The sequence below is a fragment of the Cribrihabitans marinus genome, from assembly GCF_900109035.1.
GTDB lineage: Bacteria > Pseudomonadota > Alphaproteobacteria > Rhodobacterales > Rhodobacteraceae > Cribrihabitans > Cribrihabitans marinus.
In genome coordinates this window covers 1-20,904 of record NZ_FNYD01000010.1, presented here as the reverse complement: position 1 = coordinate 20,904, position 20,904 = coordinate 1, and the positions used below count along the sequence as shown (strand labels likewise).

The following is a 20,904-nucleotide window of genomic DNA, read 5'->3' as shown; positions in this document are numbered from 1 at the left end:
ATGGCCTCAGGCGTTCTTGAAATCGGACAGGGCGGCACTCAGCCGGGCCATGTTCTCGGCGGTATAGGCGGCATAGTCGAAATCCAGGTCGGAATGGATCTCCGAGACCATCGACCACAGCGTCTCGCGCATCAGCGAGGCGCATTTCATCGCCTGAAAGGCCCGCCAGTGCGGGTCGGGATCGGCCTGGAAATAGCGTTCCAGCATCGCGCGTTCCTGCGCCTCGGACAGCCCGTTATTCGAGGCGAGCCCGGCCAGGTCGAAAAGCGGCGTGTTGAATCCGCCATATTCCCAGTCGATCAGCCACAGCCGGGCGCCATCGTCGAGGATATTGGCCGCCAGCAGGTCGTTGTGCCCGACCACAAGCGTCACCGGTCCGGTCGCCACCTCCAGCGCGGCGGCCTGCGTCACCAATTCCGGCAAGGCCCCGGCATGGGCCGAGCCGTCGGCGCGCAGCCGCGTGGCATAGCTGCGGATCACCTGGAACGGCCAGAAGGTCAGCACCGGGGTCGTCAGGTGTTCGGCGATGTGGCGATGCACCCGCGCCACCAAGTCGACGATGCGCGGCAGGTTGGCGGGGTCGCGCACATCCGCCTCCTCCAGCGCGCGCGCCTCGATATAGTCCAGAACCAGCACGCCCGGCTCGGAATGCACCACCGCCGGCGAGATGCCTGCCGCCTCGGCCGCCCGACTGAGCGCCAGTTCGTTCCAGCGCATGATGCCGTGCTCGGGGATGTCCTCGCCCAGACGCACGACATAGCGGCGGCCACCGTCGCGCAGGCTCAGGTTCACATTGGTGATGCCGCCGCTCAGCGGCTGGATGTCCTGCGGGTCGGAAAAACAGGAAAGCGCCGCGGCGCGGGCGATCGGATTTTGCGTCATGTCAGTCCCAGCCTCCTGCGTTGCCCCTCGGCCAGCGCGCTGAGGATGCGGTCGGCGGTGATCGCGATGAAGGCCACGGCCAGGCCGGCGACGATGCCCTGCCCCGCATTGGCCTTGGTCAGCGCGATATAGACCTCCTGCCCCAGGTCGCGGGTGCCCACCAGCGCGGTGATGACCAGCATCGACAGCGCCAGCATGATGGTCTGGTTCAGCCCCAGCAGCAGGTGCGGCGTGGCCAGCGGCAGCTTGATGCGCCACAAGAGCTGCCGCCTGGTGCAGCCCGAGACCAGCCCCGCCTCGATCAGCTCCGGCGGCACCGCGCGAAGCCCGTGGGCGGCATAGCGCACCGCCGGCGCCAGCGCATAGAGGATCACCGCCACCATCGCGCTGAAATCTCCGACCCGGAACAGCATCACCACCGGGATCAGGTAGACGAAGCTGGGCAGCGTCTGCAGCGTGTCCATGATGCCCAGGATCACCCGCCCCGCCCCCGGCCGCTCGGCCGCCCAGATGCCCAGCGGGATGCCGATCAGCGTCGCCAGAAAGACCGAGACGCCGCACAGGTAGATCGTGACCATCGCCTTGGCCCAGAGCCCGTTGGCGGCGATGAACCCCATCAGCAGCGCCGCCAGCAGACCCAGCCGCCAGCCGCCCACGCGCCAGGCCGCCAGTCCCGTCGCGATGATGCCCCAGGCCCAGGGGATGCCGGCAAAGAACTTCTTAACCGGCAGCAGAAGCCATTGCAGGATGAAGGTCTTGATCGCCTCGAACGTGTCGAAGAAATTGACGTTGATCCACTCCATCGCCTGCGACCAGACCGGCCCCGTGGTCACGGTCAGCGCCTCGGGATAGCTCTGCACCGCCGGCAGGAAACGGCCCAGGATCAGGGTGGCGGCGATCACAAGGACAACCGTGCCGGTCCAGGGATGGCGTTGCAGGATGTTGCCGCCGGGGGCATGGCGCATCGTGCGATCGGCAAAGGCCTGGCTGGCCCGGTCCAGCGCGATCGCCATGACCACGATCGCCAGACCCGCCTCGATCCCGCCGCCGATGTCCAGGCGGCGCAGGCTGGACAACACGTCGAAACCCAGGCCCCCGGCGCCGATCATCGAGGCGATGATGACCATGTTCAGCGTCAGCATGATGACCTGGTTGACCCCCACCATCAGCGAGGGCGTGGCGGCGGGCACCAGCACCTTCCACATCATCTGCCGCCGCGTGCACCCGGCCATGCGCCCGGCTTCGGCGATCTCGGGTGGAACCGCGCGCAGGGACACGATGGTGATGCGCACCATCGGCGGCATGGCATAGATCACCGTGGCCACCAGCGCCGCCACCGGGCCGAAACCGAACAGGATCAGGATCGGCACCAGATAGGCAAAGACCGGCACGGTCTGCATCAGGTCCAGCACCGGACGCAGGATCCGCTCGACCAACGGCACGCGAAAGGCGGCGATGCCCAGCATCAGCCCGCCCGCCGCGCCGATGGGCACCGCGATCAGCACCGAGGCCAGCGTGATCATCGCACTGTCCCACTGGCCGAAGACGGCGAGATAGAGGAAACACAGGCCCACAAGCGTCGCCAGCCAGATGTCGCGGGCATAATGCGCGATGGCCGCGATGGTCACGATCACCGCGATCCAGCTGAGCGAGGGCGCGATCTGCACCGCGCTGTCGCCCTGGCCCGAGACGAAGCCCTCGATCAACAGGTTGCGCAGGAACTGATAGGGCGCCTCGATCACCGCCGCGATGGCGCGGGTCAGGTCCTTGAAGCTGAAGAAATAGAAACTCGCGCTGTCGACCAGCCAATCCAGGAAATCGCTGATCCGCCGTTCCAGCGGCAATTGCCAGCCCTTGGGAAAACGGATGACCCAGCGCGCATCGAGCGCCTTGTAGATCTGGAAGGAATAGGCCGAGAGCGCCCAGGTCGCGGCAAACAAGCCAAGCCAGAACAGCCCGCCCGACCCGATGCGCCGCACCGTCATGCCCGGCCCACCAGCACGTCGATGATGGCGGCCCGCGTGATCTGTCCGACCGCCGCGCCATCGCGGAGTACGCGATGCGGCCGATCCGCGGCCTCGACACGGTCGGCGATATCCTCGATCACGGCATCATGGGGCACGTCGCCCGCGAACCGGCCTTCCCCGACCGGCTCCATCACCGAGGCCGCGCGCAGCACCTTGGCGCGGCTGACATGGCGGGTGAATTCCGCGACATAATCGGTGGCCGGGTTCAGCACCAGCTGCTCCGGCGTCGCCACCTGTTCGATTGCGCCGTCCTTCATCACCGCGATGCGGTCGGCCAGCCGGATCGCCTCGTCGAAATCATGGGTGATGAAAACGATGGTCTTGTGCAGGATGTTCTGCAGGCGCATGAACTCGTCCTGCATCTCGCGCCGGATCAGCGGATCGAGCGCCGAAAACGGCTCGTCCAGAAACCACAGGTCGGGCTCCACGGCCAAGCTGCGGGCGATGCCCACGCGCTGCTGCTGACCGCCCGACAATTCGCGGGGATAGTAATGCTCGCGCCCCTTCAGCCCGACCAGTTCCACGACCTCGCGGGCCCGGGCCTCGCGTGTCTTGCGGCCGACGCCCTGCACGTCCAGCGGAAAGGCGGCGTTCTCCAGCACCGTCAGATGCGGCAACAGCGCGAATTGCTGGAACACCATGCCCATCTTCTTGCGGCGGATCCGGATCAGCTCGGCCTCGGAGGCGCGCAAAAGGTCCCGATCCTCGAACCGTATCTCGCCCGCCGTCGGCTCGACCAGGCGCGACAGGCAGCGCACCAGCGTGGACTTGCCGGATCCCGACAGGCCCATGATGACGAAGATCTCTCCGCTGTGGATCCGAACATTGGCCGCGCGCACCGCCCCGATCAGCCCCGCCTTTTTCAACTGTTCCGGGGAAGGATCGGGATGGGTCGCGAGAAAGCTGTCCGCCTGCGCGCCGTAGAGTTTCCAGACATCGCGGCAGTCGAGGATTACGGGTTTGGTCATCCAGCCCTCTGCGCAGGGAACGGTGGCGGCACGGAGCGGTGCGCCAGCGGGAGGCAGGCGCACCGGTGATCGGCAGGGCTACTTGGCGATCCAGCCCATCCAGGTGTCCTTGTTGTCCGCCATCCAGGCCGCCACGGTGTCCTCGACCGATTTGCCCTCCAGGTCGACCTCGGCCACCATCGCGCCCATGTCCTCGTTGGTGATGGTAAAGTTCTCGATGGCCTTGGCCGCGCCGGGCCATTTCTCGGCCACGCCGGACCATGCGACCTTCCAGATCGGGCCGCGCGGCTTGCCGCAGTCATAGGCCGCGTCGGGATTGATGCCCACCGAGGGATCCTCGTAGCACTCGGCCGAATAGGGCGGGAACTCGACGAATTCGCCATCGTATTTCGACGGCGCCCAGTGCGGGGCATAGACCCACATCACGATCGGCGCCTGCCGCTGATAGGCCGATTCCAGTTCGGCGAAGAGCGCCGCGTCGGTGCCGGCGTGAACCACTTCGAAATCCATCTCCAGCGCCTCGACACGCTCGTCGTCGAACCCGCCCCAGGTCACCGGACCGCCCAGGTAGCGGCCCAGCGGCGCGGTCTCGGGCGTGGCGAATTCCTGGGCGCAGTCGTTCAGCGCCTGCCAGTCGGGCAGCCCCGGGCAGACCTCCTTCATGTAGGCGGGATACCACCATTCCTCGATCGCGTTCATCCCGGTCGAGCCCAGATTGACCACGTTGCCGGTGCCGGTGGCCTCGTCCATCGCCTCGCGGCCGGTGGTCTCCCAGATCTCCATCGCCACGTGCAGGTCGCCTGTCTTCAGCCCCGCGAATTGCGCGATATAGTCGGCCTGGACATATTCGACATTGTATCCCGCCTCCTCCAGCACTTCGCCCATCAAGGTGGTGGTGATCAGCTGGCCGGACCAGTCATGCAGGGTCAGCTTGATCGGATCGCTGGATTCTTGCGCAAGCGCAGGCGCGGCGGCGATCAGCCCGCACATTGCCATCGAAAGACGCTTCATTCCTCTTCTCCCTGTTGCGGCCGGCCATTGTTTTTCAGGTCGGGCCCTCGCCCTCGGAGTGCCGGCGTCATGAATTCATTCAACAAGCTTGGGCGCGCATTTCAACAAAAATCAACATTTTGTCGCCCAATATGTAGATTTTGGTCGCAACCGCCCGGGTTACGGGCCGCCCGCTTGCAATCCTGTGGCCTCACCCGGCGCGCACGACCGCGACATGCGCGGCAAAACCCGGGTCGTTCATCAGGGCCTTGCACCGTTCGAACCGGCCGGTGGAATAGGCCCAGAAATCCTCGGCCTCGTTTCCATCGGCATGCTGGATCAGCCCCCAGAGCGTCCACAGCAGGTCACACATCGCCTTGTAGATGACCATGCGCCCTGTCTCGGCCGGTGTCGGCGCGCGCCCGAAATAGGCGTGCATCATCTCGGCGTCCTGGTCCGCGTCCATGCCGGCCTCGACCGACAGGTCGCCCAGGTCCCAAAGCGGGTCGTTCATGCCGGAATACTCCCAGTCGACGATCCACATCACCTCGCCGTCATCCAGGAAATTCTCGCACAGCGGATCGCAATGGCAGGGCGCCAGCGGCAGATCCGCCGCATCCAGCGCCGCGCGCACCGGCGCGGCGGCGGCGACCACCTGGTGATACCCCTCGGGCAGATCCACCTGCTTGCCGCCCAGCAGGTCGAGATAATCGTCGATCATCGCAAAAAGCTCGAAGCGGAAGCGGAACGTCTCGCCCGAGCCGTGGAGCCGCGCCAGCGCGCGGCCGGCCCGGGCCGGCGCGCCCTTCCGCGAACGGAAGAACGGGGGCGTCATCGTCTCGATATCGGGAACCGTGCGGGTGATCATTACCCCGCTTTTCGCATCGGCATGGATCACCTCGGGCGACACGCCGGCGCGGGCCGCGGCCTCTGCATTATGCGCCTCGACCTCGCGGTCGATATAGGCCTCGGTGCCCTCGCCCGGGATACGCACGATCACAGACTCCGTGCCGATATCAACCCGGTGCACCAGGTTGGTCAGCCCGCCCAGCCGCGTGATCGCATCGGCCCGCGTCACCTCGGCAAAGCGCGGCACCTGCCGCAATGCCGCCATCACCTTGTCTTCCAGTTCAGTCATTCGCCTCCCCTTTCATGCCTTGAGCCGGGCGTTTTCCGGATCATAAAGCGGCCCCTCGACCCGGGTGATCGCGTGGCGCTCGCCAAATACCTCCACGTCGAACCCTCGCTGGCCCCAATGCGCCCGGTCAAGATAGCCGCGCAGGATCGTGTGCTTGACGGTGCAGCCATACCCGACGGAGGTCGCAAGCGAGACGACCTGGTCGCCCAGCAGGATCGCCTCGCCCCCCGTGAGCGGCAACGGCTCGGGCGTGGTGAAGGTGCACAGCCGGCGCGACACGCCCTCGGCCTTCTGCCGCTCCAGCGCCGCGCGCCCCAGGAAATCCCCCTTGGATTTCAGATGCACGCGAAACCTCAGCCCCGACTCGTAGGGCGTGTAATCCGGCGAGATGTCGCCCGACCAGTAGACATACCCCTTTTCCATCCGCAGGCTCTCGATCGCGCGATAGCCGACATTGGCGATGCCGTGCGCCTGACCGGCCTGCCAAAGCGCGTCATAGACATGCAGGGCAAATTCCGTCGGAATGTGCAGCTCGAAACCCAGCTCGCCGACATAGCCGATGCGCAGCGCGCGAACCGGCGCCGCGCCGACGACGATATCGGCCATCATGGCGAAGGGGATCGCCGCGTCCGACACGTCGCTTTCCGAGGCAGCGGCCAGAACGTCGCGCGATTTCGGCCCGGCGATATTGATGACCGCATACCCGCTGGTGACCTCGATCATGCTGACGCTGCCATCGGCCGGCAAGTGGCGGCGGATCCAGTCGCTGTCATGCAGGCCGAACCCCGATCCGGTGATCATGTAGAAGTGGTTTTCCGCCAGCCGGACAAAGGTGACATCCGCCTCGATCCCGCCGCGCTCGTTGCAGAGCTGTGTGTAGATGACCGCGCCTGTGGGCTTGTCCATGTTGGAAACCGCAAGATGCTGCAGCACGTCCAGCACGCCCGGGCCCAGGATCTCGAACTTGGCAAAGCTCGACTGATCGATCAGCGCCACACGCTCGCGCACCGCCGCATGTTCCTGCGCGGAATGGCGTTTCCAGCCAGGGTCGAGGAAATCCAGTTGGTCCACCGGCTCCACGCCCTCGGGCGCGAACCAGAGCGGGCGTTCCCAGCCGTTCTTGGACCCAAAGACCGCGCCCTGCGCCTTGAGCAGGTGATAGAGCGGCGACAGGCGCAGCTGCCGGGCGGTATCGGCCTCCTGACCGGGATAGCGCATCTTGTAATGATGCGCGTAATGCTCGACCGCCCGCGGATACATGAAGGCGCGTGTGCCGTGATGCGGCCCGAACCGGCGCACGTCGAGCGGCCAAAGATCCAGCGAGGGGCGCCCTTCGACCACCCATTCGGCGATCATCTCGCCCGCGCCGCCGCCCGCGGCGATCCCATAGAGAAAACCCGTCGCCAGCATCAGGTTGTCGATCCCCGGCTGCCAGCCCATCACGAAATCGCCATCCGCCGAATAGGGGATCGGCCCGTTGATGACCTGCCGGATGCCCACTTGGTCGAGCACCGGTGTCACCTGTGCCGCGCGTTCTGCAAGCGGCAGGAACCGGTCCAGGTTCTCGGGCAGCAGCTGCCGCACGAACCGGCCGGGGATGCCTTGCGCGCCGAAGGGCAAGGTATCCTCCTCATATCCTCCGATGACCAGCCGCCCGCCCGCGTCGGGCTTGTAATAGACCAGCCGCTCGGGGTCGCGCAGTGTGGGAAAGCCGCCGACATCCTGGCCGGTCGGTTCGGTGACGACATACTGATGCTCGACGGCGCAGGCCGGCACGCGCAATCCCAGCTTGGCCCCCAGCTCGCGGCTCCACATGCCGCTTGCAAGGATGACGGTCTCGGCCTCCCAGGTCCCGTCGGTGGTCTCGATGGCGGTGATCCGACCGCCGCTCAGCGTGAAATCCAGCACCTCGACCCCTTGCCGGATCTCCGCCCCCTGCCGTCGTGCGGCGCCCGCGATCGCCTGGCACAGGGATGCCGGATCGACATGGCCGTCGCTGGGGATGAAAGCCGCACCCTCCAATCCTTTCGGGTCGATCAACGGAAACAGGTCTGCAGCCTCGGCCGCCGTGATGATGCGCATCTCAAGCCCGAAACTGCGCGCCATGGTGGCCAGGCGGCGCGCTTCGAGCAGGCGGTCGCGCGTGGCCGCCAGCCGCAGCGAGCCGGTCTTCTTCCAGTCGAATTGCAGACCGTCCTCATCCTGCAGCCGGTCATACATCTCGACCGATTTCTGCAGCATGCGCGTGGTGTTGCGCGAAGACCGCAGCTGTCCCACAAGCCCCGCGGCGTGCCAGGTCGCGCCTTCGGTCAGGTTCGCCCGCTCCAGCAGAACCACGTCCCGCTCGCCCATGCGCGTCAGGTGATAGGCCACCGAGCAGCCGATGATGCCGCCCCCCACGATCAGGTGTTTTGCCGAATTCCCCGCCATGTGACGCCCCCACGGATCGAGCCCTTGCGGGTCAGCCTAACAATAATCAACACACCCTCAACATATTTGTTGTTTTTTGTTGAAATTGGCCCCGGAAACCCGTTCAAATCGTCTAGCTCCTCCTGTCGAACCGGTGTAGCGGAGTGTCGATGTCAAAATACGAAGATCAGCTTCTGCAGACGGTCGACATGCGCGGCACGGTCAGCGTGCAGGAACTGTCGCGCCTGCTGGGCGTGTCGGACCAGACGATCCGGCGCGTCTCGCGACCGCTGGTCGAGCGCGGGGACCTGCGCAAGGTCCACGGCGCGCTGATGTCGAACCGCCCGGCCTCGGACCCGCCCTTCCTGGCCCGGATGAACGTCAACCGCGCCGCCAAGGTCGCCATCGCCCGCCAGGTGGCCGAGATCATCGGTGACGGCGACAGCGTGGCGATCGACACCGGATCGACCTCGGCCTTCGTGGCGCAGGCGTTGCGCAGCCGCCGCAACCTGTCGGTGGTCACCAACTCGGCCTTCGTGGCCAGCACGCTGGCGATGATCCCGGGCAACAACGTGTCGATGGCCGGCACCCAGCTGCGCGACCATGACGGCGCCGCCTTCGACCGCTCGGCCTTCGAGGTGATCGAGCGGATGCAGGTGGATTACGTTCTGCTGTCGGCCTCGATGGTGGAACCCGACAAGGGGTTCCTGGTGCATGAACAATGCGAAGTCGATATCGCGACCGCCATGCTCGCCAATGCCTCACGGGCGATCATGGCGGTCGATCACTCCAAGTTCCAGCCGCAGTCGCGCAAACCGGCCCTGCGGCAGCCCACGCTGAAACCAGGCGACATCCTGGTGTCGGACAAGCCGCCCCCCGCCGCGTTCGACGCGCTGTGCGAGGGGCTGGATCTGCGCCTGGGCTGAGCCCTGCCCCGTTTCGGCCGCGCCTATTCGGCGGCGTCGCGCCGGGGCAGCACCCAACCGGGGCGCGGGAAATGGCAGGTATAGCCACCCGGGAACCGCTGCAGATAATCCTGGTGCTCAGGTTCCGCCTCCCAGAAATCGCCGGCCGGCTTGACCTCGGTGACCACCTTGCCCGGCCACAGGCCCGAGGCCTCGACATCCGCGATCGTGTCCTCGGCGACCGCCTTCTGTTCGGGCGAGGTATGATATATGCCCGACCGATAGCTGGCCCCGACATCGTTGCCCTGCCGGTTCATCGTGGTCGGATCATGGATCTGGAAGAAGAACTCCAGCAATTGCCGATAACTGATCCTGTCGGGGTCGAAGACGATCTCGATCCCTTCGGCATGGGTGCCGTGATTGCGATAGGTCGCGTTCTTCACGTCGCCCCCGGTATATCCGACGCGAGTGTCCAGGACGCCGGGCAGCTTGCGGATCAGATCCTGCATGCCCCAGAAGCATCCCCCCGCCAGAACGGCTCGTTCAGTCATTGGCTTTCCTCCACCTGGTCGAGATATTCGCCGTACCCCTCGGCTTCCATCCGGTCCTTCGGGACAAACCGCAGCGCCGCCGAGTTGATGCAGTACCGCATGCCGCCCAGCTCCTTCGGCCCGTCGTTGAACACGTGGCCCAGATGGCTGTCGCCATGTGTCGAGCGAACCTCGGTTCGCAGCATGCCCAGCGAGGCATCGCGGTGCTCGGTCACATGCGCGGAGGTGATCGGCTTGGAAAAGGCCGGCCAGCCGCAACCCGAATTGTACTTGGCCGACGAGGCGAATAGCGGCTCGCCCGACACGACATCGACATAGATCCCCGCCTCGAAATGCTGGTCATAGTCCCCGGTAAACGGCCGCTCGGTGCCGTTCTGCTGCGTGACGTTGAACTGCTCGGGCGTCAACCGCGAGATGGCCTCGTCTGTCTTGCGATACGTCATGCGACCCTCATCCTTGCACATCTCCCCATATCTGGGGCGAGCGGACCGACTTTGCCACCACTTGCCGCCATCCACCACGCGTTTTTGATGAGCCGCACGCGGCGCTCAATCGCAGTGTCCAATCGCCGCACCAGTTGACGCGCTTTGAAAATGAGCCGCACGGCGTTTTCGCAGCGGGTGCATTGCGCAAAGACATCGCAAGAGGATGGTGTCCTCGGACCCGCGGCGGACAGACGATACGCTCGGTTACCCGGCTACGCGGTCAGAAGCGTGGTATCCCCGAAACACAGCCGCCCGCGGCCGGTGGCGCGGGCGGCTCGGGTTCTGGGTAGGACGGGTTAGTCCTGTGTCTCAAGCTCGACAAGCTTGAGATTGTTTCTTTCAAGGCGCCGGGTCAGATCGAGTGCCTTTCTTTGATAATCCTTTGCCACGTTGCCGAATGCTACCTTGCGCTCTTCGGGGTCGCTGGGCATGTCAGTTAAATGATCATTGTGCCACAGGATTCTCGCCAGCTTCGTGCGCAAGCGCAGTTCCTCTTCGGTTGCCTTGGATCGTACGGTCTCGCTTGGCATGGATTTAGCTCCCTTTCCTGTCAAAAACTGCGATGTCGCCTTAACTTGGCGCGGCGCCACGGCACTTACTTCCTCGTAACAACCCTCGCGCAGCTGCTCAAGGGCTTGGACCAGGGTTTCAGGGGTCGTCGGCCCCTGTGTCACGGCTTTGTCCCCAAGCAATTCCTGCACTGCATCGAATTGCTGCAAAGCTACATCGACCAACTCGTCGAGCGAAGAAATCGCCTCCGGGTGCGCTGCCCCCACGTCGGAAAACGGTTGGCCCAGCCGATCCTCCATCCAGGCGATGTCATCGCGCTCTGCTTCGAGCAGCGGTGCTAGCATCTGCGGAGAGAAGCAGAATTTCCTGTGGCCAATTGTTGCAAGTCGGGAAATATAGGCATTGTTTGCCGAATGCGCGCCATCGAAGCCGGCAACGAAACCACGCCCCAGTTTCCGCTGAACATAGAGCAACGCGACCGCCTCCAGGCTCAGGCTTTCGTTGGTGCGGATGATTTGATCGTCCGCCAAGGGAGCCACGCCGATTAGGTCGGCAAAGTCCTTCACCACATCACGCCCGAGCAACTGATCAGGCATAAAGCTCTTGATCACGACATTCTCGCGGCCAAGGATCCTGTCAATGTGTTCAAATCTTCTTCGATATTGCGGTGACGTGCTTCCGTCTGAAAGATTTGGAACAAATCCACCTTTCAATCGTTGTTGAAATGCGCTTGCCCTAAAGTCGCCTGGAGGGCGAGCGTAACCGATGACGGTGACCTCATTTGACCAATCAGAAAAAAAAGCATGCATTCGCTGCACAGCACTTTGGAGAGACGGAGCCGAAATACTCTCAGCCGAAAAAACCACGGTCTTGGTCCCAGCTTGCGCCAGCTGGTTCGAGACATGCTCTTGCCACTCCTTGCGCAACATGGGCAAGCCTTGAATGAACTCCGACCCGCGGTGCGCGAAGCTGTCGTATTCAGCAAGCTTATCAATGTCCTCGAAAAGAAGAACAAAGAGTGCAGAGTGATTGCCGCTGATACCCCAGTCGATATACTCAAGATCAGGATGCTCGAGCCGTGCAAAAGTGCTCTGGATCGAACTCGACCCAGTCTTGTGCATCCCGATGTGGATGACGATTTTCATAGCCATCATTTCCCCATGTGATCATAGATCAGTCGCTCCAGCCGTTTGAGACGCTGCGCCTGGTCAAAGGTCACCTCGACGAGGTAGTCGATCACCCGGCGTTGAAGCTCGGTATCGTCCGGCAAGTTCGAAGGCCGAGGCTCCTCGTCAAAGAAATCGAACCCGATGTTGTCGCGGATATACTCGAACAATTCCCGCTTCTCAGCAATGATCTCTTCGGCGGCCTGGTGGTTGAAGCATCGCTTCGCCATATCCTGAAGGGAGGGAGGCGGCGCGCTTGAAGAATTCGTGACGAACCTGTCAAACTCATCGGGCAGAACCTTGTCTTGAAAGCGAGTGTTGAACATCGCTCGCAGCAGGGTGTCGGCCGGTTCAGCGCGCTCAAGCCTTCGGGTGTCGGACTTGGGCAAGTCCAAACCCAAAATCCCTGCGAAATCCTGAATGACATCCAAGCTGCTGTCGAACGGTTTCACTTTCAGGGCGGTCCCGAAATTCTCACGCCAGAACCGGATCATCTGGTATTGCGTAATCAGGCGTCGGGCGGCGGTTGGAAAGTCCTGAACCGGGCCTTCGTTCGTCTTGTGCCGGATCGCCCATTGCGTATAGGCCGAAGGTAACCACGCCCTCGGGTCGCGCAAATAAACCACAAAGGAAATAGAGAGCCCTTGTGCCTGTAAGGTGCTAAAAAAGAGCTCTAGTTGCGGCCCAGCCTGAAACAAGCCTTCATTCGAGAAAATGTAAGTTTCGATGCCTTCTTTCTCAGCACGGTCAACAAGGTACCTATGGAATACTTCAGCACTCAATATTTTTTTCTCATCGGCTTCACCTACGAAACGAGAGAACCCCTGTAGCCCCCCGTACGCCGGATCAATCGCATCAAACCACATGCCCATGTAAGCTGATTTCTGATTTGCCAGGGCAGTGGTGCTGTTCGCCAAGGCGTGCTGAATGGAAGTGGTTCCAGTTTTTCCCATCCCTATATGAAAAACGATCCGCATTTCGGTCACACCCTTTTCTGATCCGGCTTGTCCAGGAATACCGCGTTCAGCCCTGCCATTGCGCTCGCCGCCGGCCAGAGCCGCTCGATCAGGTGATAGACGGTGCCGTCAGTGGCAATGGGCTCGTTCGGCCAGGGGTAGTTCTCCCCGAATATTCCGTTCATCTCGGCAACGACCCGTCCGCGTGTCCAGAACATGTTTCCCACCGGGAACAGCAGCGCGTGTTCAGGGATCGGCCCCGGCAGCCTGGGCGCGATTTGCGGCAGAAGGCGGCGCGATCCGGCCCAGTTGCTGACGCCGGGATCGAAGGCCGTGACAAGGCCGGTCTCGGGCGCGGCGACCAGTTCCAGCGCTGCAGAAAACCGGGTGTCGTCACCAAGCAGGATCGCCATCAGGAAGCGGCGCCAGGTCTCTCCCGCGTCCGTGACCTCGAGGGACTTCTTCTGGTGCACATGGCACCAGATTTCATCTTCCTGCGCATGGCCATTGGCGAAGAGCTGCATGAAGGGCAGGATATCGCGGCCCTTGTTCGGAACAACGATAGTCTCAACCCCGATGCCGGCCTGCCTGCCTATCTGGGCGATCCGATCCGCCTTTTCGGTGCTGTCGGTCGTAACGACGATGCGCCGCGCCTCGTGCAGGGTCCGGTAATAGAGCAGGTCGCCACCGAGGTTGTCGAGATAATGGGCGTGGATATGCACGGAGTAGTCGACGGGCGGCACAGTGTCGCTCCAGGCGAAACGCTCTATCCGGCAGTTCTGGTGCACCCAGTTGTCGGAGGCGGCCAATTCGGCTTCAGCCTGCGCGCTTGACCGCCAGACCCAGAGCCGGTTGTAGGACCACATCTTCTCGCGTTCGTTCCTGCGTGCCTCACGGTCGCGTTCATACGTCGTGAACAGCATCGGTATGTCGTAGTCTCCGCCGCCGGCAACAAAATGGCGTTGCTCGGAAAGGCGTTTGTTCAGAGCCTGGGATATGGACTGAAACACATCGGCATCCGATCGCTTGCGCGGGAACGACGGCAGGCCAATTCGGGCGGGTTGTTTCATGGGGGCCGAGAGAAGGGCATCGCAGGCCCCGACCAGGTCCCCGTATTCCACGCGCTGGAGTTCGTCTATGCCTGCGTACACATCGTCGTCGAACGACGTGGCCTTTTCGAATAGAACTGCGCGCGCCCCGAACTGCATCGCTTCAAAAACGACATTCGGCTGTGGATCCGACCTCGACGGGAGGAACAACACGTCGGATGCACGGCACACGTCAAGATAATGCTGTCCAGTGGGTAGAAAGAACAGGTTTCCGCCGGGGTCGTTCGCCCCCGCCTCACGCATATGCTTGTCGAGCCAAACGCCGAAGGGCATGTGCTCGTGATTCAGCCCATCCCCGACCCATACGAACAGAGAATCTGGATCACGCTTCCGCGCCATTTGCGCCGTTAACACGAACAAGTCAGTGCCCTTGCGCCAGTCAACAAAGCCGACACCATAGACTACGCGCCGATTCCTACAATCAACGCCAATTAGTCGCGACAGATGCTCGCGGGCTTCGGAGTATTCCTTTGCCACTACATTCTTTCGCTGGATGACCCGCTGTGGAATGATGACAGAGTCCTGCGCTACATCAAACCGCATATCCTTGAGCATAGGCGTCCAGTTCTGCCTCATTTTTTCCGAAATGAAGACCATAAGGTCAGAGAAGAGCGCGCTCCAAAAAGCCTGACGAACTGGAATATAGTCGGTGAATTCGTGAATGTAATTCGCATACGGGATCGATCGGCGAATGAAGGCCTTGGCAAACAAAAAGGATGCAGCGGAGTTGAGAATTGCGAAATCGACTTGTCCACCGTTGGGCAGGTCAAGAAAGTCAAAATCTTCGTCCGGCCGCGAAGTTACGACAACCATGTTGGCCACCGATTGGAATTCAGCCAGCAAAGGTCCCTGCTCCAGGGACATAATGATTACATTATGCGTATTTTTGGCACCGCGTGCCATCCCAAGGGCGACAATCGGTGCCCCAGTTTTTGTCAACTGATGAACACAGATACAGCATGTCGGCTTTGTTCTGTCGAACTCCAGACTGCCGCGAAACTGGTTCTCGCGAATGTCGCGCAAGCTTCGGCGACCTTCGGTGATGCCAAACCGAGTGAAATGGTGCAATGCAACCAGGCCAGCTTTCTGGACATCCGGGTAAGCCTGAAAATACTGTTGCTCAGAGAAATGCGACAGCATCCTGTCGATCGGGTCGCCGAGCGACAGGAGCTCGAAGATCAACTCGAAGACGCCGTCAGTCTCGGCCTCGATTTCGGCTCGCAACCGGGGGTCGACGGTGATGTCGGCCAGCCGCCGGTTGAGATCAGGCACATGTTTCAGCGTTTCCTGATAGGCGTTCGCGAAACGTCCCTCGGTCTTGCCGTGACTCTCGAAATGCTTACGCAGATCGACACCCGTTGCGACAAGATCGGGGTGGCGGGCACCGTAGAACGCGGGATCAAAGCGAAAATCGGGGCGTTGCTCCAGATGGCCGGTTTCAGCCAGGATCTCTTGCCACAGGTCATCAAGGCTCATCAGGACTGCTCCGCCCTTTGCCAGACGAGATGCTGTTCCATCAACTCGAGACAGCCGCCGATCTGCATTTCCGTTACGCCTTCGTGCAGATTAACGAAGTAGCCCTGGAACAAGGGGTTGGTGACAATTCTCTCACCTAGAACCAGCTTTGAGAACGTGCCATCCGTCGGGTCAGTCTTGGACTCGATCAACCAAGGATCCTGCCTTACTGCAATCTCCAGACGCCGGACCTCCTTGCCTGGAACCTCCTTGTTGCAGAACAGTAGCGGACCGCTCATTTCGATCCTCGCGCGGGCGGCGCGTCCAATGGCGATACGCAGGGCGTCGAAGCTGCTCGCGGGTGCTGTCGCAAAGTCGATCACAACAAAGTCGCCCGGATGCGATGGCCTCGTTTCGCGCTTTGGTTGAGCTTCAGGGTCAGAAATCATGATCCGAGGGCCAGGCCAAGTCATCATGCGGTGCTTCGGGTCAAGCGCCGATAGGTTATCTACTGTAGTGATGATCATGCATGCGCTCCACCAAAATTCACGAGCCTATCCGCTCCTATCAACGCAGCTGTCGCCCGAGGGTTGATCATTCTGCGCGTTTTGGGCCCGCCACATGGTAGCAACGGCCAGCCTGGAACAGGGTCGGCGCAAGGACCCATTGACTACTGCCGCGTCGTAACCACCGGCGAGGAGGGCTGCAAGACCAAACCGCGGCATCTCTGTAAGTAATTGTTTTATTTCTATTTCTCATGCATGCAGTCCAACTCACTCTGCGATCAGGAGCTTTGATCACAATGCTCTCTCTTACACACGACCCGGTATCGCCTAACGGCTGGGATTCCAAGGATCAACCCACCCACCAAAAAGATTGAGCTAAAGGGCGCTTCGGTGCAGCCGCTCAGAGGGTCGGATGAATCGATCCGGCCTCGTTTTGCAGCAAGCGGGAATACGACAAATGCGGGTACCGAAGCCGAGTGCCATCTGGCGACGAACCTGAAATTGGCGCATGTCCATCATGCATAGGACCATTAGATGCCCTACAGTTCCTGGTTGCAGAACCAAGGCTGGATTGTTAGCAGCAGAGAAACCGATAAGCGGTGGCCCATTGGTTCGCACGACCAATGCAGAGGAACAAGAAGTAAGCATGCGCGAATAAGGTGGTCCGAAAGGGGATGGTCGTCCTTTACCGCGTGAACTGCTGGATCATACCGGGACCTTTGCCCAATGAACGAGCGTGTTTTTGTAACAGGCGGTGTCGGCTTCGTCGGAGCAAAGCTTGCGGAACGCTGGGCGCGCGATGGTGCCCATGTGACCGTCTTCGACAACTTCCATCAGCAGGTGGCCAGCATCCACGCCGCGAACCGTAGGCGGCTTGCCTGGCTTGGCGTTGACGTCATTGAGGGCGATGTCCGCGATCGTGCAGCCCTGGACGCGGCAATCGACAAGGCGGCTCCGGATATCGTCTACCACCTCGCGGCGGAAACCGGCACGGGCCAGTCTCATGACGTTCCCGCACGTTATGCCGACGTCAACGTCACTGGAACGGCCAAACTGCTTGAGGCTCTGAAAGCATCGCGGTCTGAGGTTCGAAGGGTCATCCTTGCTGGTTCACGCGCCGTCTACGGCGAGGGCGCGTGCATTGACGCCGACGGAAATCCCGCTGTTGCAGTTGCACGAAAAAGTTCGGCCCTGGCTGCGGGTGATTTTGCGCCGAAGGACCGTTTCGGCAACCGCTTGACCCCAATTGCCACCGATGCAAACTGCCCTGCCAACCCAACGTCAATCTACGCGACGACCAAACTTATGCAGGAGTACATTCTGCAGCAGGGGTTCTGGGGAAGCGGGACCGAAGTCGGTATCCTCCGCTTGCAGAATGTCTATGGCCCGGGCCAAGCGCTGGGCAACCCCTATACCGGCGTCCTGACGATTTTTGCCCAGCAGATCGCCGAGCGAAGGATCCTGGACATCTACGAAGACGGTGAGATCACCCGGGACTTCGTATATGTCGATGATGTCGTTGCAGCATTTTTCCGCATGGGCACTGTCGAAGTCATGCCGGAAGGCATTCTCGACATCGGCAGTGGTGAGGGAACGACAATCGTGGAAGCCGCAAGACGGTTGTTGCTGAATATGTGTGCAGACGACGGGCAACTACGGATCTCCGGCGGGTATCGCCCCGGCGATATCCGACACGCCGTGGCCGACAATTCTCGCGCAAGGCTTGAACTGGGATGGCAACCAGAGTTTGACCTTGTCAACGGAATGGCCCAACTGACCGCTTGGCTGGCCGAGGCGACGTCGTCGACTTCCGGCGACCGAAACGACAATCGGCCAAAGCCAACTGCGGCCCTCGTTGGATTTGACAGCGACACATGAAGACATCACACCGACGGCTGGTTTTACATATTGGGCCCCACAAAACGGCATCCAGTTTCATCCAGGTAAACCTGGAAGAGAGCGGCCTCCCTTTGGGTCAAAGTGGCTGGCTGTACCCCGATGCGGGTACAAAGGAATTGGGAGCGCATCATCACCTTGCACATAATGCGGATGAATACCTTCACCCGCAGGCCCCGCGTCGAAACGTTCTCGAAAAGTTGGGTGAGACAGCTCGCGCCGACAACCGAAGCATCCTGTTCTCCGCCGAAGGGTTTTGCCGTTGGAAGCCAGCGAGTTTCGACATCTTGGCCGACCGACTCGGGTTCGACACATACGAACTGATTTACGTCGTCCGTGATCCGCTCGACGTTTTTCCGTCCTTCTGGGCCGAAGAGGTCAAGCAAGGGCGTTCTATGGGGTTCGCCGAGCGATTTTCCTTGGCAGCCGCGGACCCGTTGCGGTCTCGCCTGCTCAATCCTATGCGCGATCTCAACCATCTGCTTGCCCGGAACCGGGCTCGAATTCATGCGGTGCCGTACGACATTCTAAAGAGGCGCGACATTGACATATATGAGCATCTGACAGGCGCGATTCTGAATTTGCAAGGTTTCCGTGCGCGGCATGTCAATCCGGTCAACGTGAAGTACCCAATCGAATTGACCGAGTTCTTGCGCCTGATGAACCTGATATACGGCCAGGGTCAGCCCAATGTCGGTTCGGACTTGCGCTTGCGGTTCACACGCTCCGTTTCGGTGGAAGAACAACGCGAAATCCGCAAGCTGGTGCAGGAACATGCGCACAGCGCCCGCCGTGTGATCTCTGTACCAAGTGACTCCTTGTTGCGGCTTCGGATCGAAAAAGTCTTGAAAGATCGCCTCAGGGGCACCTGGAGCATCGATGTAGGCGAAGACGAGCAGTTGTTTTCAGCCGAACCGCGAAAGTATGTCCATTACAATATGTATCTTCTGTCCATGGCCGACCCCATCCGCCAGGCCGCAGAGGCCATGGTGCAAAGACTGACAACAAACGAAAGGACAGCGCGATGAATTGCACCGCCATCTATGTCCTACCGCGTGGCCGGATCGGCACGGCGCCGGCAGACCACGCCCTGGCAGAATTGCGCGCGTCGTGCGACCGGCTCGTTGTTGTCACCTCGCACCAGGATGTCAACGGCACGCTGGACCGGTTCCTGCCGGATGATGTTCTGATTGAGCCCCGTGCGGAGACATCCTACCTCGCCGGGCTGCGGGCCGGTTTGCTAGCGGAAACGAGCGGGTCGACAGACCCCAGAGTCCCGATCATCGCAACCGGCGGTCATGTGATTGCGCCAATAGGTCCTGTGGCGCCGATACTCGAGCAGATGGAGGAAACCCAGACCGGGTTGTTTTCACCTTACTGGCACAATACCCAAATCGACGTTCGCATGAAGAACGAGGGACTGCCATCACGTGTGCCCTATCTGGACTTTGCTATTTTCAGTGCCACGTTGCAAGCCGCCGACGGGTTTCGGGATTTCTGGCACAAGGTCAAGGGCAGCGACGACTGGACGGATTTCAGGCTCGGCCTGGGACCGTTCGCACGCTTCCTTGAAACGCAGGGGCATAGCGTCCTGTTTCCACTCGCGCTCGATCAGCTACAAACCAACGATCCACGGCTCTACGAGGTCCATCGCCTTGTCGCGCAAGGATGCCCTTGCCTGCCACTGGAGGTTCTCTCTCTCGATCCGCTGCTCCACGATATCAACGCCATCGCCCTCAGACCCGCACTCGACCTCCTGCGCAAGCGTCATCCGGCGGCATACCAAACGGCAGTTCGCCACACGGTTCTCACAATACCGATGCGCGAATTCAACGCGATCGCCGACCAGTTCGAGGTTTTGCCTACAACGGCGCCGCCATCCGAAAAGAATGAATGGAAATTCGGAACAGTCGCTGTATTCATCCATGCCTACTATCCCAGTATGATCACCGAGCTGACCGAGTTGGCGAAGAATATTCCCGCTCCTCACCACCTGTTTGTCACTACTGCCAGCGAAGACGACAGGCAGAACATCGAGCGCTACCTAACGGAGGCTGGTTACCCGATCGATGCAGTGGAGGTGCGTGTTGTCGAACAGAATCGCGGACGCGATATGGCGTCACTGTTCATCACCTTCCGGGATGTGATCTTGTCCGACAAATATGAGGTGGCTCTTCGCCTGCATTCCAAGCGCACGCCACAGGTTTCGCCACGGGTGTCAGAGGAATTCAAAACACATCTGTTTGAGAACCTGGTTGCCAGCCGCGGCTATGTCAGCAATCTCCTCGACAAGATGGAAGCTGAACCGGATCTGGGCCTCCTGATTCCGCCAATTATCCACATCGGCTTCGGCACCTTGGGTCATTCCTGGTATAACAATTACGCTCCGGCGCGCAGGTTGGCAAATGAACTGAAGCTCAATGTCCCCCTGGACAAGGCCACACCTGTAGCTCCCATCGGCACAATGTATTGGTTTCGCACCAAAGCGCTGCGCCAGATGTTCGAAAGGCCTTGGGAGTGGGAGGAGTACAACAAGGAACCTCATCATGTCGACGGGGGGCTCGCCCATGTGCAGGAACGGCTGATCGGGTATTGTGTGCAGGCCGCCGGCTACCGAGTGCTCTCGGTGATGACTCCGCGGTCCGCCGCACGAAACTACGCCAAACTAGAATACAAAATGCAGCGGCTGATGTCTCATCTCAGTACCGGGAATGTCGTCGACCAGGATCGTACTCTTTCACAGTCCCGAGAAACTTGGCGCGGCAAATTGTTCCATGTCTGTTACGAAACGTACGGCGGGATAATCAGACGCTGGCCGGCTTCCAGACGCTGGCTCAGACCGGTGGTTCGACCAGTTGTAAGCGCCTCGCCGATCCCCTCCTGCCGCTCTGAGGCTGTCTGTGCGAGTCCTGCTGTCGAGATTAGGCAGAGGACTGGACGGCAAAATGGAC

16 protein-coding genes are annotated in these 20,904 nt (G+C 61.3%); 4 read left to right on the top strand and 12 right to left on the bottom strand.

What is annotated here, in order from left to right; genetic code table 11:
* Positions 1-6: 6 nt before the first annotated feature.
* The 6 genes from BMX57_RS15955 to BMX57_RS15930 form a co-directional block, all read right to left on the bottom strand.
* Positions 7-882, bottom strand: coding sequence for a phosphotransferase (locus tag BMX57_RS15955; RefSeq protein WP_092369401.1), 876 nt, complete (start codon positions 880-882; stop codon positions 7-9).
* Positions 879-2,867, bottom strand: coding sequence for an ABC transporter permease (locus tag BMX57_RS15950; RefSeq protein WP_092369399.1), 1,989 nt, complete (start codon positions 2,865-2,867; stop codon positions 879-881). Before BMX57_RS15950 ends, BMX57_RS15955 begins: the two co-directional genes overlap by 4 nt.
* Complete coding sequence (locus tag BMX57_RS15945; RefSeq protein ID WP_092369396.1) at positions 2,864-3,877, bottom strand: quaternary amine ABC transporter ATP-binding protein; 1,014 nt, start codon at positions 3,875-3,877, stop codon at positions 2,864-2,866. The genes BMX57_RS15950 and BMX57_RS15945 overlap by 4 nt, the downstream gene beginning before the upstream one ends.
* A 78-nt stretch (positions 3,878-3,955) precedes the next feature.
* On the bottom strand, positions 3,956-4,888 hold the full coding sequence (locus BMX57_RS15940; protein WP_218142432.1) for an ABC transporter substrate-binding protein: 933 nt from the start codon (positions 4,886-4,888) through the stop codon (positions 3,956-3,958).
* Positions 4,889-5,078: 190 nt separating this feature from the next.
* Positions 5,079-6,005: a choline kinase family protein gene (locus BMX57_RS15935; RefSeq protein WP_218142431.1), complete on the bottom strand. Its 927-nt coding sequence runs from the start codon at positions 6,003-6,005 to the stop codon at positions 5,079-5,081.
* A 12-nt stretch (positions 6,006-6,017) separates the two neighbouring features.
* Positions 6,018-8,435, bottom strand: coding sequence for a GcvT family protein (locus BMX57_RS15930; RefSeq protein WP_092369391.1), 2,418 nt, complete (start codon positions 8,433-8,435; stop codon positions 6,018-6,020).
* A gap of 149 nt (positions 8,436-8,584) precedes the next feature.
* Here BMX57_RS15930 and BMX57_RS15925 point away from each other — a divergent pair, with 149 nt between their 5' ends.
* Positions 8,585-9,340, top strand: coding sequence for a DeoR/GlpR family DNA-binding transcription regulator (locus BMX57_RS15925; protein ID WP_092369388.1), 756 nt, complete (start codon positions 8,585-8,587; stop codon positions 9,338-9,340).
* Positions 9,341-9,363: 23 nt separating this feature from the next.
* Here BMX57_RS15925 and msrA read toward each other — a convergent pair whose 3' ends face one another.
* The 6 genes from msrA to BMX57_RS15895 all read right to left on the bottom strand — a co-directional run bounded on the left by msrA (position 9,364) and on the right by BMX57_RS15895 (position 16,078).
* Positions 9,364-9,870 (bottom strand): peptide-methionine (S)-S-oxide reductase MsrA, encoded by a 507-nt coding sequence (gene msrA, locus BMX57_RS15920; protein ID WP_092369385.1) that lies wholly within the window; start codon positions 9,868-9,870, stop codon positions 9,364-9,366.
* On the bottom strand, positions 9,867-10,313 hold the full coding sequence (gene msrB / locus BMX57_RS15915) for a peptide-methionine (R)-S-oxide reductase MsrB (protein WP_092369382.1): 447 nt from the start codon (positions 10,311-10,313) through the stop codon (positions 9,867-9,869). The genes msrA and msrB overlap by 4 nt, the downstream gene beginning before the upstream one ends.
* 338 nt (positions 10,314-10,651) lie before the next feature.
* Positions 10,652-12,010 (bottom strand): hypothetical protein, encoded by a 1,359-nt coding sequence (locus tag BMX57_RS15910; protein ID WP_143057937.1) that lies wholly within the window; start codon positions 12,008-12,010, stop codon positions 10,652-10,654.
* Positions 12,011-12,015: 5 nt separating this feature from the next.
* Positions 12,016-13,008 (bottom strand): hypothetical protein, encoded by a 993-nt coding sequence (locus tag BMX57_RS15905; RefSeq protein ID WP_092369376.1) that lies wholly within the window; start codon positions 13,006-13,008, stop codon positions 12,016-12,018.
* A gap of 5 nt (positions 13,009-13,013) precedes the next feature.
* Positions 13,014-15,572 carry a rhamnan synthesis F family protein gene (locus BMX57_RS15900; protein WP_092369373.1) on the bottom strand — a complete coding sequence of 853 codons (2,559 nt, stop codon included), beginning with the start codon at positions 15,570-15,572 and terminating at the stop codon, positions 13,014-13,016.
* A complete protein-coding gene (locus tag BMX57_RS15895) occupies positions 15,572-16,078 on the bottom strand; it encodes a hypothetical protein (RefSeq protein ID WP_092369370.1) in 507 nt (168 codons plus the stop codon). Before BMX57_RS15895 ends, BMX57_RS15900 begins: the two co-directional genes overlap by 1 nt.
* A gap of 705 nt (positions 16,079-16,783) precedes the next feature.
* Here BMX57_RS15895 and BMX57_RS15890 point away from each other — a divergent pair.
* From BMX57_RS15890 to BMX57_RS15875, 3 genes are all read left to right on the top strand, one after another.
* Entirely contained in the window at positions 16,784-17,935 is a 1,152-nt protein-coding gene (locus tag BMX57_RS15890; protein ID WP_092369367.1) for an NAD-dependent epimerase/dehydratase family protein, read from the top strand.
* Positions 17,932-18,981: a hypothetical protein gene (locus BMX57_RS20465; protein ID WP_143057935.1), complete on the top strand. Its 1,050-nt coding sequence runs from the start codon at positions 17,932-17,934 to the stop codon at positions 18,979-18,981. Before BMX57_RS15890 ends, BMX57_RS20465 begins: the two co-directional genes overlap by 4 nt.
* Positions 18,978-20,904: rhamnan synthesis F family protein (locus tag BMX57_RS15875; protein ID WP_092369359.1), on the top strand; the 1,927-nt coding region annotated here is incomplete at its 3' end. The genes BMX57_RS20465 and BMX57_RS15875, both read left to right, overlap by 4 nt.